Below are 13,887 nucleotides of genomic sequence, written 5' to 3'. Positions count from 1 at the left end.
CATGACGAACGAAGGCGAACTGATGTGGACGCCGGATGACGCGTTCATGCGCGGTTCCAATCTGGCGCGTTTCATGGACTGGCTCGCGGCCGATCGCGACCTGGCGTTTGCCGACTACGATGCGCTGTGGCGCTGGTCGACCGGCGAACCGGACGCGTTCTGGGCGTCGATCTGGCAGTGGTTCGACGTGCAGTTCGACGGTTCGGCGCGTCGCGTGACCGACGGCGCGCCGATGCCGCACACGCGCTGGTTTCCCGATGCACGCGTGAACTACGCGGAACACGTGTTGCGGCATGCCGCGCATGCGGACGCGGCGCAGCCGGCATTCCACTACGCGAGCGAAACGCAACCGCTGCGTACGCTGTCGCTGGTCGAGCTCGCCGGCCGGGTGCGGCGCGTCGCGACGCGCTTGCGCGAGATGGGCGTGCAGCCCGGCGACCGCGTCGTCGCGTATTTGCCGAACGTGCCCGAATGCGCGATCGCGATGCTCGCAGCCACCAGCATCGGGGCAGTATGGTCGTCGGCCGCGATCGATTTCGGTGTGCGTACGGTGGTCGACCGCTTCCGGCAGATCGCGCCGAAGGTGCTGATCGCGGCCGATCGCTACAGCTTCGGCGGACGGGTGTTTGAGCGCACGGAGGAAGCGCTGCAGATCGCGCACGCGCTGCCGTCGCTGGAGGCGCTCGTGTGGTTGTCGTCCGACGTCGATGCGCTGCCGGACGGCGCCGCGTCACTGCCGTGTGCGACGCATCCGTGGCATGCGCTTCTGGATGGCCCCGACGTGCCGCCCGACGCATTCCGCTTCGAACGTGTCGGTCCCGATCATCCGCTCTGGATCGTGTTCTCGTCGGGAACGACCGGTTTGCCGAAGGCGATCGTCCACAGCCACGTCGGCATCCTCGTCGAGCACCTGAAGCTGATGCACCTGCACATGGATCTGCGCGCCGGCGACGTGATGTTCTTCTACAGCACGACCGGCTGGATGATGTGGAACCTGCTGGTCGCGTCGCTGATGACGGGCGCGGCCGCGGTGCTCTACGACGGCAGCCCGATGCACGGCGGGCCGGGTTGCCTGTGGCAGCTCGCCGCCGATGCGGGGGCGACCTGCTTCGGCGGCAGCCCGACTTTCGTGCAGATGATGGAGAAGGCCGGCCTCGAGCCCGGCCGCGAATTCGACCTGTCGCGCGTCAGGAGCGTGATCCTGAGCGGTGCGCCAAGCACGCCGGAAACGTTCTCGTGGTTCTATCGCTGCGTGAAACCGGATTTGTGGGTCACGTCTCAATCCGGCGGCACCGAGCTGTGCAGCGGGCTCGTCGGTGCCGTGCCGCTGCTGCCGGTGCGGGCGGGAGAGATCCAGGCGCGCATGCTCGGCATGGCGGTCGACGTGTGGAACGATGCCGGCGAGCCGGTCGTCGACGAAATCGGCGAGCTCGTCGTCACGCGGCCGGCGCCCTCCATGCCGATCTGCTTCTGGAACGACGACGGCGGCACGCGTTATCGGGAGTCCTATTTCGACTATTTCCCCGGCGTGTGGCGGCACGGCGATTTCATGAAGATCGTGCCGCACGGCGGTTGCTACATCTATGGGCGGGCCGATTCCACGCTGAATCGACACGGCGTGCGCATCGGCTCGGCGGAGATCTATCGCGTCGTCGAGGAGATCGAAGTGGTGGCCGACAGCCTCGTCGTCTGCTGCGAACTGCCCGGCGGCCGCTACTTCATGCCGCTGTTCCTGCGCCTGCGCGATGGCGCGGCGCTCGACGATACGCTGCGCGCACGGATCGCGGAGCGTCTGCGCACGCTGTGCAGCCCGCGCCACGTGCCGGACGTGATGGTCGCGATGGAGCAGATTCCGTACACGCTGACCGGCAAGAAAATGGAGGTGCCGGTGCGCAAGATCCTGATGGGGCAGCGCGCCGAAAGCGCGGCGAGTCGCGATGCGATGGCCAATCCGGCGGCGCTCGACGCATACGTGGCTTTTGCCGGCGCGGTGCCGCGATGACGGCGTCGCTCGTAACCGGCGCGCGGGCGGCGGGGGCCGACAGCCTGGACGACGGGGCGTCGCACGATGCAGGTTGCCTGCGTCCGTTCTGCTGCAATCCGTTCGCGGCGTTCTCGGCATTTTCGCGCGTCGGCGGCTGGACGCCGCCGCTGCCGGACGAGCGCGCGGCAGAGCCGACGGCCGGCGATGCTTGAAGCGGCTTTACGATTGAGGCACGATGCCTTCTCTTCCACGCCATCCGGACGATCGTGACTGCTTCCCTGAATTCGACGCGACGCAGGCCACGCCGCCACGGCGCGGACTTGCTCGAACACAAGTTCTTTCCGCCGGTCGCGCGTCGCGGCGCGATCGTCCGGCGTGCGCTGCTCGATCGCGTGACGGGGCTCGGCGTGCCGCACATCGTGATCCTGCAGGCCCCGCTCGGCAGCGGCAAATCGACGTTGCTGCAGCAGATCATGGAGGCAGGGCGCGCGAAGCGCTGGACGATGGCGTGGCTCGCGCTCGACGAGAACGACAACGATCCACGCCGTTTCGAAGCGTATTTCATCTCGCTGATCGCACAGATGGTCGAGGAGGCCGGCGTGGCCGCGAGCGGGCAGGCGGTGCGCCCGTCCGACAACATGCTCGACTGGGTGTTCGGCCAGCTCGCACGAATCGACGGTCCGATCGGCATCTGCATCGACGATTTCCAGTGGATTCACGAGCCGGCGATTCTGCATTTCTTTCGCGATCTGCTGGACGCGCTGCCCGGGCGCTGTCGCGTCTACATCGGATCTCGCAACCTGCCGGACGTCGGCGTGAGCGCGTTACAGGTTGCCGAAGAGGCGCTCGTGCTGCGGATGGAGGATCTGCGTTTCTCGACGGACGAAGCGGCGGTGTTCCTCGCGGATGCCGCCGACACGATCGATGCGGAAACGGAGGCGTTCATCCAGTCGCGTACCGAGGGATGGCCGGCGGGGCTGCAACTGTTCAAGCTCGCGCTCGCGCGCGACGAGATCCGGGACGCGCTTGACGAGATGCGCGACTGCACGCCGCTCGAACTGGTTCGCTACCTGTCGGAGAATACGCTGGCGCTACAGCCGCCCGCCGTGCGGACGTTCCTGCTGAAGACGTCGCAATTGCGGCGCCTGAACGGCTCGCTCTGCGGGGAAGTGACCGGGTTTGAGCACGCGGACGCGGTGCTGCGGCAGCTCGAACGCGACGGGTTGTTCGTGGAGGCGCTCGACGGCAGCCCGGGATGGTATCGCTATCACGGGCTGTTCGCGCGCTTCCTGTCCGATCGGCTCGCGCATGAGGATGCGGCGCACATGATCGACGTGCACCGCCGCGCCGCGCACTGGTACGTGCGCCATGGCGTGCCGGAAGAGGCGATGTTCCATGCGGTCGAGGCACGGGAGTATTCGCTTGCGATCACGACGCTGGACGACTGGGCGTCCCGACTCGTCGAGGGCGCCGAGTTGGTGACGGTCGCGTACTGGTTCGACCGGCTGCCGTTGCAGGAGGTGCTCGGCTGCCGGAGCCTCGCGGTGAAGATCGCGTGGGCGCTGGTGTTCCTGCGGCGCGGCGGGCCGACCCATCCGCTGCTGTCGTATCTCGCCGATACGCGCGACGGGCACGGCGCGGACGTCGTGCTCGCGATGGCCTTGCTGTTCGGGAACGACCTGCGCGGCGCGGCGCGGCTCGCCGACGTGCCCGCGCTGCGTCAGCCGGCGTCCGGCCTGTTCGAGGCGTTCGAGCTCGGCGCGGCGGCCAATCTCCTTGCGTTCAGCGCGATGGCCGAGTGGGACGACGAACGGGCCCATCACCTGCTGGTGCTGGCGAACAGCCACAATGACCATGCACAGGCCGCGTTCAGCCATGGCTATACGCTCGCGTTGCGCTGCATCCTGCAGGTGATGAGCGCGCAGCCGCGGCTGGCTACTGACGCCCCGCATGCGACTCGCGGCGTGCGACGCGACGCGGGCAGTCCGTACGTGAACCGGGGCATGTCGGCCGCGGCGCTGGCGGCGTCGCGCATCTGGGCCTGCTATGAGGCAGACCAGTTCGACACGGTCGAGCGACTCTCCGCGCAGTTCGGCGAGGATATTGCGCTCGCGACGGTGCCTGAATTCATCGCGTTGTCGATGGTGTCGATCGCGCGCGTGCATGTCGCGCGCGGCCGGATGCTTCAGGCGCGCGACGCGCTCGACACGCTCGAGCGTCTGAGCTTTCACAATCGCTGGTCGAGCGTGCGGGAGATGATTGTGTGGGAGCGCCTGTATCTGGCGGCGCGCAGCGGCGAGACGACACGCATCGATGCGTTGCTGTCGCAGGTATCGGGTGATACCGCAGCGCCGGACCCGGGGTGGATCGAGGTGACGGAACTGCTGAGCGGCCCTTTGCTCGGCCGCATCCGGCTCGCGTTGCAGCAGCAGCGGCTCGACCGGGCCGCCGAGTTGCTGAAGGCGGCGCTCGGCATCGTGCCGGCGCGACCGCTGCTGTCTGTCAAGCTGCAGGTCTTGCAGGCGCTGGTGCAGCATCGGCAAGGGCACACGCGGCTGGCGCTGCGCACCTTGCAGAGTGCGCAGGACGCCGCACGAGCGGGCGGCTGTACGCGTGCGTTGCTCGACGAGGGCGGCGAGCTGGCGGCGATGCTCGATGGCACGGAGCGGGCCGAGCCGCTTCCGAAGGCGAACGTCCAGAAGGCGGCGTGGTCGAGCCTGTTGTCGCAGCGGGAGGATGAAATCCTGCGGTTGCTGTGCAGCGGAGCGTCGAATCGCGAGATCTCCGAGAAGCTGTTCCTGTCCGAGAACACGGTGAAGTTTCACCTGAAGAATCTTTATCTGAAACTGGACGTCAAGAACCGGGCGCAGGCGATTCTCAAGGCGCAGTCGGACGCGCGGTAACCGAAGGGGCGGCGGGGACGGATTTGCCGGCACGGTTCGAGAAGGCGGTACCGGGCGTCGAGCGCTTTCGCACAACCGGATTTGTGCAAAACGACAAAGCCCTGCGTAACGCAATTTTGCGAACGTCGCGGGCAATCGATCAGGATTCCCGTGCAAAAATTCCGTTTGTCCAAAACGGAAGAAACCATGGTCACGCTTCAACACATGCGCCTGTTCGTTGGCGTGGTCAACGCCGGCGGATTTTCGGCGGCGGCCCGGCAACTCGGCGTGAGCACTACCCGGGTTTCCCGCATGGTGTCGGATCTCGAACGGCACCTGACGGTCCGATTGTTGAACCGGACGACGCGCCGCGTCTCGTTGACCGAGGCCGGCGAACGATACTGGAGGCGATGCGACCAGATACTCGCCTACCTCGAACAGGCAGAGGCGGAGACGTGCGGCGCCCATGCGCGGCCGTCCGGAAAGCTGAAGCTGCATTGCGCGAACGGGTTGGACCGGCGCTATGTGATGTCGCTCGTCGCAGCCTATCGGCAGCGTTTTCCGGAGGTCAGGATCGACTTGCTGACGACCGGGCGGCGGCCCGACCTGATCGGGGAGGGCCTGGACGTGTCGATCTCACTCGAACGCCATCCGCCGGAATCCGGCCAGGTTTCCGAGCGAATCGGCGCGACCTTCGGCATCCTGTGCGCGTCGCGCGGATATGTCGACACACACGGTGTGCCGGCCACGCTTCAGGATCTCGAACGGCACGCGTGTCTCGGCCTGATGACGACGTCGACATCGCACGACGCATGGAACCTGATCGGCCCGGACGGTGTACAGGCGACCGCGCCGGTCACGCCCGCCTTTCGCGTCAACGACGCCGACGCGCTGGCGGCAGGCATTCGGGGCGGCATGGGCATCGGTCTGCTGCCGCTTTACTCGGCGGTCGACGGGTTGCGCGATGGGCAGCTCACATGCGTGCTGCCGCACTATCGCACCCATGACATGAATGTGTACGTGCTGTACTCGTCGCGCCAGTATCTGGATGTGAAAATCCGGACTTGGGTCGATCTGATGCGCGACGCGGTGCCGTCGATGCTGGCACGTGACGAGCAGACGTTTGCCGCGTATGCCGGGCCGGGTGTTGACGTCGAGCCGGCAAGACTTGCGGAAGACGCGGATGCCTGCGCAGATGCGCGGTACGCGGGCGCGCTGTGAGCCGCGCGTACGACAGCATGGCCTTCCTTCGACACGGCGGGGAGCCGACTTGAATCCACTGACCGCCACCGTTCCCATTACCGTCGTGAACGGCTTCCTTTCCGGCGCCGAGCGGGAGACGATTGCCAGGCTGGCCGAGCTGTCGGGCATTCCGCACGAGTTGCTCGGCAAGCCAGGGGCCCGTGTGACGCAGGAGCAATTCTCCACGCTCTATCGTCTGCTGGCCGGTGAACTGGACGACGAAATGCCGGGCATTTTCAGCCGACGGTTGAGAAAGGGCACGCTCAAATTTCTCTGTCTGAGCTTGCTGGACGCGCCGCGGCTCGAAGTCGCGCTATATCGGCTCACGCAGTTCTTTCATATCCTCCTCGAAGAATTCACACTCGAATCCACGCAGGACGGCAAGGCCGGCATGGTTCGATTGATCATCGAGCCTCAAGGCCCGGGTGTGAGCGCGCTCGGATGCGAACTGGTGCTGAAGCTGATTCATGGCATCGCATCCTGGCTGATTCGCCAGAAGATTCCGCTGATCGAGGTGAATTTCCAGTTTCCGCGCTCGGCACAGGCGGGCGATCATCTTTACCTGTTTCCCGGCCCGGTGAAGTTCGATCAAGCCATGACCTGTCTTCGCTTCGATGCGAACTATCTCGCGATGCCCATCAGGCAGCGCAAGCCGGATCTTCAGGCGTTCCTGAAGCGGGCGCCCGAAGACTGGATATTTGTCACGTTTGCGGACCAGATGGTGTGCCACCAGGTCTGGCGTTACATGGCGGATTGCCTGCCCGCGACACCGACGATCGATCAGGTCGCGCATGCGCTGAATTATTCGACGCGTACGCTCGGCCGGCGTCTGGAAGTCGAAGGCACGACGTTTCAGGCCATCAAGGATGAAGTGCGGCGCGACATCGCGATCCAGCGGCTGACTCACTCCAACGAGACGATCGCGGGAATCGCGTACGACGTCGGGTTCGACAACCCGACTGCATTTCATCGCGCGTTCCGTCACTGGACGGGCAGTACGCCGGCCGCGTATCGCCATACCGAGCGATCCGTCGGCCGGTGACGGCGCAGGCGCCGGGAGCGCGAACGCCGTGCCGCCCGGGTAGCGTCAGCGGGCGCTGAAGCTGGCGACCCGCTTTTCGAGGAACGCCGACGTCCCTTCTCGTTTGTCGTCGGTTGCCGCGCAGATCGAGAACAGTGCGCTTTCCAGCAGCATGCCCTGGTCCTGGCTCATGTCGAGCCCGCGGTTGATGGCCTGAATCGCGAATCGGGTCGCGAGCGGCGCGTTGGCGACGATCTGCGCGAGCAGCGCTTCGGCGCGCGCGAGGAGCGCATCGGCCGGCACCACCTCGTTGACGAGGCCGATCCTGTAGGCTTCGGCGGCGTCGATCATGGTCGCGGTGAGGATCAACTGCATTGCGCGGCCCTTGCCGATCAGGCGCGGCAGGCGTTGCGTGCCGCCGAACCCCGGGATGACACCGAGCTTCACTTCAGGTTGCCCGAAGTGCGCACGTTCCGTCGCCAGACGGATCGTGCAGGCCATCGCAAGCTCGCAGCCGCCGCCGAGCGCAAAGCCGTTGATCGCCGCGATGACCGGCTTGCCCAGGTTTTCGATCAGATCGAACGTGGTTTGTCCCTGACGCGTGAACGTCGCGGCATCGACGGCGCCGAGCGGCGCGATTTCGCTGATGTCCGCGCCGGCAACGAACGCCTTGTCGCCGGCGCCCGTCAGGATCACGCCGTGAACGGCGGAATCGTCGCGCGCGTCTTCCATGACCGCGCGGATTTCGTCGAGCGTCGCATGGTTCAGCGCGTTGAGCGACTTCGGACGGTTCACGGTGACGTATGCGATGCCCGCGCGCTTTTCGTATGACAGATTCAGAAGAGGTTGCATGAGGGGGGATGATCGAGGGGGAAAGAGGCCGCGGCGATCTGCGCGGCGGCCGTCGGATGCATCAGCGTTCTTCGGAGCGCAGCGCGAGCAGGCCAAGCAGCACTTCATCGCGACGTGCGGCCAGTTGGTCGATCGACCGGCCGGCAACTTCTTCCCGAACACCGGCGGTCATTTTCTGCCGTACTGCCGCCGTGATCTGCGGCGAGCCGAGCACTTCCCACCACGCGGTCATCGGGCCGGTGAACTGGTCGAAGAAGTGTTCGATGCCGCCCTGGCCGCCGCCGAGATGGAACAGCATGTTCGGGCCCATCACACCCCAGCGCAGGCCGGGTCCCCAGCACACCGCGGTATCGGCATCCTCGACGCTCACGACGTCCGTGGCGACCAGGTGGACGATCTCGCGCCAGAGCGCGGCTTGCAGGCGGTTCGCGACATGGCCGGGCACTTCCTTGTTGAGCCGGATGGTTTTCTTGCCGAGGCTCGTATAGAACGCGATCGTGCGTTCGATGGTGTCCTGCGAGGTCTGCTTGCCGCCGACGATCTCGACGAGCGGGATCAGGTGCGGCGGATTGAACGGATGGCCGATCACGCAGCGCTCGGGGTGGCGTTCGCAGGCCGACTGGATCTCGCTCATCGTCAGGCCGGAAGAGCTCGACGCGATGATCACGTCGGCGGGCAGCGTTTCGTCCAGCAGCGAATAGAGCGCCTGCTTGACGGCAATCCGCTCCGGGCCGTTTTCCTGGACGAGGTCCGCGCCGGCGATGGCGGTCCGCGTATCGGCGGTGAACGTCAGCCGGTCGCGCGACGCGCCGGGGGCGAGGCCGAACTTTTCGAGGGCCGGCCATGCGTTGTCGACGTACTGACGGAGCCTGGCTTCGGCATCCGGCGCAATGTCGGTGGCGACGACATCCAGACCCTTCGCGAGAAACAGCGCGGTCCAGCTCGCGCCGATCACGCCGGTGCCGATCACGGCAACACGCTTGATTTGCTTCGACATCTTCAACTCTCCAGAGTCGTTCTTGATGACGCGGGTCGCGGCATCAACGGAATCGATGGTCATGACGCGACGGCGCCAGGTAGTCGTGCACGACTTCGCCCGCACCCAGGGTGAGATCCGTGAGGATGTGCGTCGCCGAGAGCACTTCGAGCACCGGCAGCTGCGCGACGGGCGCAAAGCAGTGCGGATGCAGTTCGAGCGTGGCGGGGCCCGTCCATGCGCCCTTGACGACCAGGTCGCTCAGCCGGTACTTGACCAGCTCGCAGATGCGCGGCTTGCCGTCGACGTGCGGAATGATCTTCAGCAGGTAGCCGGGGCCGTCGAGCGAACGGCGGACTTCTTCCGTGTCGAGCGCCTGATACTTGTAGCCCATCGTGGCCGTCGCGACGCGCACGCCGTTGTAGTCGAGCGTGCCGACGAGCGTATCGCTGCGCACCTCGAGCTTCGGCTGGGCGAGGGTCTTCGGAAAACCGAGGAGCTCGCGTCCCGCCGCAATGCCAGGCAGGTTGTCGAGGTACATCGCATGGGTGTAGCCGCCCGCGACGCCGTCGAGCGTCACCGGGATGACCTGGCCCGATTCGGTGTAGGAGCCGAGCCCCGACGAGTCAGGCATCTTGATGAATTCGTATTTCACGATCGGTTCGACGATCTTCAGCGGCGCGGGAACGAGCCGCTCGAGCGCGGCGGGATCGGTCCGATACGTGATGATGATGAATTCGCGATCGACGAAGCGATACGGCGGCTTCGCGTAGGCCGGGCCGACGAGCGGCATCGCATAGGCCTGTTCGAGCAATTCCTGTTCGGTCACTTTGTTGTCCTGTCAATTCGAGGGAGAATCGGACGGCTGGCGCGTCATGCGCGCGTGCCGTGCTTCGATACGACGCCTTCGGCCAGCAGCCGGGCGATTTCGTCGGCGCCGTAACCGAGGTCGGCAAGCACGCTGTCGCTGTGTTCGCCGAGCTGCGGCGCGGGCCCGGGCGAGACCTTCTGCACGCCCGCGACCTGGACGGGGCTGTTCACCGTGTGCGTCGCGCTGCCGGTCGGCTCGGCGAGCGGCACGAAGATGTCGTTCTCGTACATTTGCCGGTCGTTGATGATTTCGTCCGCGATCTGGACGACGCCGTAGATCACGCGGCCTGCGTCGAAGGTCTTCTTCCAGTACTCGAGCGGTTGCCGGGCAAACGCTTCGTCGAGAATGGCGACGAGTGCGGCCGCGTTTTCCGCGCGGGCCGCCTCGTTGGCGAAGCGCGGATCGTCGAGCAGCGCGGGCAACTGCATCGCGTCGACGAGCAAGGGCCAGTCTTTGCTCGCCGGCAGCACGACCAGCAGCCACCGATCGTCGGCGGTGCGGTACGGGTTCAGCAGCGCATTCGGCGGCGACTTGCGGCCCTGCCGCTCGCGATAGCGTGCGCCGTTGAGCCCGCCTTCGATCCACGCGGCGGCGGCCCATGCGCCTTCGGCGATCAGCGAGGTGCTGACGTGGCTGCCCTTGCCGGTTTTTTCGCGTCGATAAAGGCCTGTCACGATCGCGGAATACAGCGTGCTCGCCGTCGCGTGATCGCCGATGCCCGGCACCGGCAGCGTCGGCGGGCTGTCGCCGTCGCGCGTGACCTGCATCAGGCCGGTGCGCGCCCAGTAGGCGGTGATGTCGAAGCCGGGCTTGTCGGCTTCCGGGCCTTTCGTGCCGTAGCCGGTGAGGTCGGCGTAGACGAGGCGCTCGTTGAGCGGCGCGAGTGCCTCATAGGTGAGGCCGAGCTTTTCCTTGATCTTCGGCGGGAAGTTGACGACGATGACGTCCGCCCATTGCGCGAGGCGGGTGACGATGTCGCGAGCGGCGGGCGACTTGAGGTCGAGGGCGAGGCCGCGCTTGTTGCGGTTGGTCAGTTGCCACGCGTAGTTGTGTTCGCTGATCGGGTTCGGCGGGATCGCATAGAAATGCCGATAGGGGTCGCCCGTGCCGGGCGGCTCCACTTTGATGACCGTGGCGCCGAAATCTGAAAGAATCGTCGTCGCTGCCGGTCCGGCAATGTAGCTGGCGAAATCGACGACCTTCAGGCCGGAAAATATACTCTCGGGGGTTTGCATGGGGCCTCTGGCGAGTGACACGGGGACATATCCGTCAATCGGGACGCAATGTCCGATCGACCTGTCGAGAACGTTATCCGGTCGCCCCGGGCGGTGAAATGGGAGAACTGGGCGTTCCGAATGGAACTTTTCACAACGCCCCGTCGGGCGACGGGTGTCGTTCGGCGCGTGGCGTCGACCCGATTGCCCCTGGATGCCCGCGATGGCGGCCGAGCGCCGCCGAACCGAAAGAAGAGGAAAGATGCATACAGGACATGTCCAGATTCCGGAAACGTCGGCGCTGATGCGGGACAAGATTCGGGAATTGACGCTGAATCCGACAGACGTGATCGATCGGACCTATGCGGCCCTGATTCGCATCGAGGGCTACGAGGATCTGTCGGCCGCGGTCAGGCAGGACATCATGGAGTCGATTGCGTTATCGGAGCGACTGTGGTTCGAGTCCGTATTTACCGGCGCGTTTCCGTCGGACAAGGATCTCGAGGTGTTCCAGGAATGCGGCCGACGGCGCGTCCACCAGGGCATTCCGCTGCCGTCGCTGCTGCGCGCGTTTCGCGTCGGGGTGAGGGAGGTGTGGCGTAGTTGCGCCGAACTCGGCAGCGCGTGCGACGAGTTGCGCGACGAGCTGTTCTTCGTGATCTCGCCGTACCTGATGGATTTCTTCGACGAGATGGCGCAACTGATGTCGCGTGCCTATCTCGACGAGCAGTATCAGCAGGCGCGCTGGAAGGAGTCGCTGCGCTATCAACTGCATGAAATCATCTTCAACCCCACGGTCGACGACGACGCATTCCGCAAGGCCACCAAGGCGCTGGGGCTCGATCCCACGATGCGCCGAATCGCGATCGCGATCGAATCGGCGCACCTGGATCGCAGTGCGCTGCACGCGGAGGAGGAGACCGACCGACTGGTGCTCGCCGTCGCACGTCACCTGAAAACACCCCGGGACAGCCTGCTCGACGTCTGGCATCGCGACCGGCTGATCGTATGGGCGCCGTGCCTCCACGACGAATCCGCCAGCGCGAGCGACAGGCGGGTCGCGGGCAGCGTGGCTGCATGGCTCGACAGCGCGTCGTCCGACGCATCGGCCGGCATCGGTCTGGCGAGCACCGGGGCGAAAGGCTGGGCGGCGTCCGCGGAGGAGGCGATTCGCGCGCTGGCGTTCGGCCGGAGCGCAAATGCAGGGCATCGCGCGCATCGCTACTCGGACATCGTCCTCGAGGAGTGCGTGCGCGGCAATGATGGCGCGTTGAACTACCTGCTGTCGTTGATCGAGGAACTGGCGGGGGAGCCGGAAATCATTGCGACGCTGGAGACGTTCTTTGCGAACCGGCAACGCCGCAAGGTGACGGCCGCCGCGCTGGATATCCACCCGAACACGCTCGACCATCGGCTCGAACGTGTGGAAAACATTACCGGTGCGAAACTCGACGACGCCGCCTGGATCGCTCGGCTCGAGATCGCGCTGAAGCTGCGGGGCGCACGCGCGTAGCGGCTCGACGCGCGGCGAGGTCTTCGTCGAACCGCCGGCAAATCGAGGCATCAATTGTCATATCACGCGATCGGCCCGGCCGCGAACGCGCACGGATGACCGTGTCGCGTGCGGCCACCGGCCGCAAGGCTTGTAGCACTCCACGCCAGTTGCCGTGCTGCGCGGCAACGCGTCGCGGCCGCCGGGCGCGACGCGCTTTGCCGCGATTGCCTCGCGCCCGTTTCTCCATTCCTTCTCCATCGCATGGCAGTCGAATCGGCTCAACGTGCGGATGTGCCGGCGACGGCTGACCGACGGAGCGCGTTCGCCGTACCCGGTATCCGCATCCGGAAGGGGCCGCCGGCAGTGACTGAATCGGTCTCGGAAGTGACAAATCGCGTCAACCTGTGCGCAGGTTTGACGAATCGCATTGATTTGGCGTGTTTTGTCAGTCAATGGGCAGGTTTGGGTATCCGGATAAGCCGGGGCCGAGACTAGGATGAGCGCATCAATCAGACGCGCTCGACCCATAGCGCGTCTTCCCGCGTGTTGTTGCACGCATCACACAATGTGGAGATGTGCGATGAGCTATATCGCCCCGGTCAAAGACATCCTCTTTGCGATCAACGAACTGGCGAACCTGGAGCAGATCGCCACGCTGCCTGGCTTCGAAGATGCAACCGCTGAAACTGCGCAAGCCGTCATTGAGGAGTCCGCGAAATTCTGCGGCGAAGTCGTGGCGCCGCTCAACGTGTCGGGTGACCGAAACGGGACGACCTGGAAGGACGGCGCCGTGACGGCATCGCCGGGCTTTGCCGACGCGTTCCGCCAATTCACGGCAGGCGGCTGGCAAGGTGTGAAGCATCCGGTCGAATTCGGTGGCCAAGGCCTGCCGAAGCTGCTCGCGACGCCGTGTGCCGAGATGCTGGATGCGTCGAACCTCGCCTTTGCTCTGTGCCCGCTGCTCACCGACGGCGCAATCGAGGCGCTGCTGACGGCCGGCACCGACGAGCAGAAGCAACGCTATCTGCCGAAGCTGATCTCGGGCGAATGGACCGGCACGATGAACCTGACCGAGCCGCAAGCGGGCTCGGATCTCGCGCTGGTGCGTTCGCGTGCGGAGCCGCAGGGCGACGGCACGTACAAGGTGTTCGGCACGAAGATCTTCATCACGTGGGGCGAGCACGACATGGCGGACAACATCGTCCACCTGGTGCTGGCACGCACGCCGAACGCGCCGGAAGGCGTGAAGGGCATTTCGCTGTTCATCGTGCCGAAGTTCCTGGTGAACGAGGACGGCTCGCTGGGCGAACGCAACGACGTGCACTGCGTGTCGATCGAGCACAAGCTCGG

At 65.6% G+C, this 13,887-nt stretch carries 11 protein-coding genes and 1 pseudogene; 8 read left to right on the top strand and 4 right to left on the bottom strand.

The annotated features are described in order from the left end of the window. The first annotated feature begins 1 nt into the window (after position 1). The 5 genes from ABY44_RS18895 (at position 2) to ABY44_RS18875 (ending at position 7,150) form a co-directional block, all read left to right on the top strand. Positions 2 to 2,002 (top strand): acetoacetate--CoA ligase, encoded by a 2,001-nt coding sequence (locus ABY44_RS18895; RefSeq protein ID WP_060175085.1) that lies wholly within the window; start codon positions 2 to 4, stop codon positions 2,000 to 2,002. After that, positions 1,999 to 2,196, top strand: a complete 198-nt coding sequence (locus ABY44_RS18890) for a hypothetical protein (RefSeq protein WP_060175086.1) — start codon at positions 1,999 to 2,001, stop codon at positions 2,194 to 2,196. Before ABY44_RS18895 ends, ABY44_RS18890 begins: the two co-directional genes overlap by 4 nt. Positions 2,197 to 2,304: 108 nt before the next feature. Continuing rightward, the gene (locus ABY44_RS18885; protein WP_431641584.1) at positions 2,305 to 4,887 is read left to right on the top strand and encodes a LuxR C-terminal-related transcriptional regulator; all 2,583 of its coding nucleotides are present in this window, start codon (positions 2,305 to 2,307) and stop codon (positions 4,885 to 4,887) included. Between the two features lie 186 nt (positions 4,888 to 5,073). After that, positions 5,074 to 6,087 (top strand): LysR family transcriptional regulator, encoded by a 1,014-nt coding sequence (locus tag ABY44_RS18880; protein ID WP_081072680.1) that lies wholly within the window; start codon positions 5,074 to 5,076, stop codon positions 6,085 to 6,087. Beyond that, a complete protein-coding gene (locus ABY44_RS18875) occupies positions 6,050 to 7,150 on the top strand; it encodes an AraC family transcriptional regulator (RefSeq protein ID WP_230948773.1) in 1,101 nt (366 codons plus the stop codon). Before ABY44_RS18880 ends, ABY44_RS18875 begins: the two co-directional genes overlap by 38 nt. A 45-nt stretch (positions 7,151 to 7,195) precedes the next feature. Here ABY44_RS18875 and ABY44_RS18870 read toward each other — a convergent pair whose 3' ends face one another. The 4 genes from ABY44_RS18870 to ABY44_RS18855 all read right to left on the bottom strand — a co-directional run bounded on the left by ABY44_RS18870 (position 7,196) and on the right by ABY44_RS18855 (position 11,063). Further along, complete coding sequence (locus tag ABY44_RS18870; protein ID WP_124919647.1) at positions 7,196 to 7,981, bottom strand: enoyl-CoA hydratase-related protein; 786 nt, start codon at positions 7,979 to 7,981, stop codon at positions 7,196 to 7,198. A 61-nt stretch (positions 7,982 to 8,042) separates the two neighbouring features. Beyond that, on the bottom strand, positions 8,043 to 8,978 hold the full coding sequence (locus tag ABY44_RS18865; protein ID WP_060175089.1) for a 3-hydroxyacyl-CoA dehydrogenase NAD-binding domain-containing protein: 936 nt from the start codon (positions 8,976 to 8,978) through the stop codon (positions 8,043 to 8,045). A 43-nt stretch (positions 8,979 to 9,021) separates the two neighbouring features. Next, complete coding sequence (locus ABY44_RS18860) at positions 9,022 to 9,786, bottom strand: acetoacetate decarboxylase (protein ID WP_059699259.1); 765 nt, start codon at positions 9,784 to 9,786, stop codon at positions 9,022 to 9,024. Between the two features lie 44 nt (positions 9,787 to 9,830). Beyond that, on the bottom strand, positions 9,831 to 11,063 hold the full coding sequence (locus tag ABY44_RS18855; protein WP_060206207.1) for a CaiB/BaiF CoA transferase family protein: 1,233 nt from the start codon (positions 11,061 to 11,063) through the stop codon (positions 9,831 to 9,833). A gap of 193 nt (positions 11,064 to 11,256) precedes the next feature. On the opposite strand from ABY44_RS18855, the pseudogene ABY44_RS18850 reads away from it, so the two are divergent. From ABY44_RS18850 to ABY44_RS18840, 3 genes and pseudogenes are all read left to right on the top strand, one after another. Beyond that, positions 11,257 to 12,213: pseudogene (locus ABY44_RS18850) on the top strand (PucR family transcriptional regulator); the annotation flags it as partial. Positions 12,214 to 12,408: 195 nt separating this feature from the next. Beyond that, the gene (locus ABY44_RS18845) at positions 12,409 to 12,555 is read left to right on the top strand and encodes a helix-turn-helix domain-containing protein (protein WP_371141958.1); all 147 of its coding nucleotides are present in this window, start codon (positions 12,409 to 12,411) and stop codon (positions 12,553 to 12,555) included. A gap of 562 nt (positions 12,556 to 13,117) precedes the next feature. Then, positions 13,118 to 13,887, top strand: a 770-nt coding sequence (locus tag ABY44_RS18840; protein ID WP_431641581.1) for an acyl-CoA dehydrogenase family protein, incomplete at its 3' end; no start/stop codon positions are given.

The sequence above is a fragment of the Burkholderia sp. ZZQ-2 genome (genome assembly GCF_050768715.1).
Lineage (GTDB): Bacteria > Pseudomonadota > Gammaproteobacteria > Burkholderiales > Burkholderiaceae > Burkholderia > Burkholderia cepacia.
This window is presented reverse-complemented; position numbering and strand designations above follow the sequence as displayed.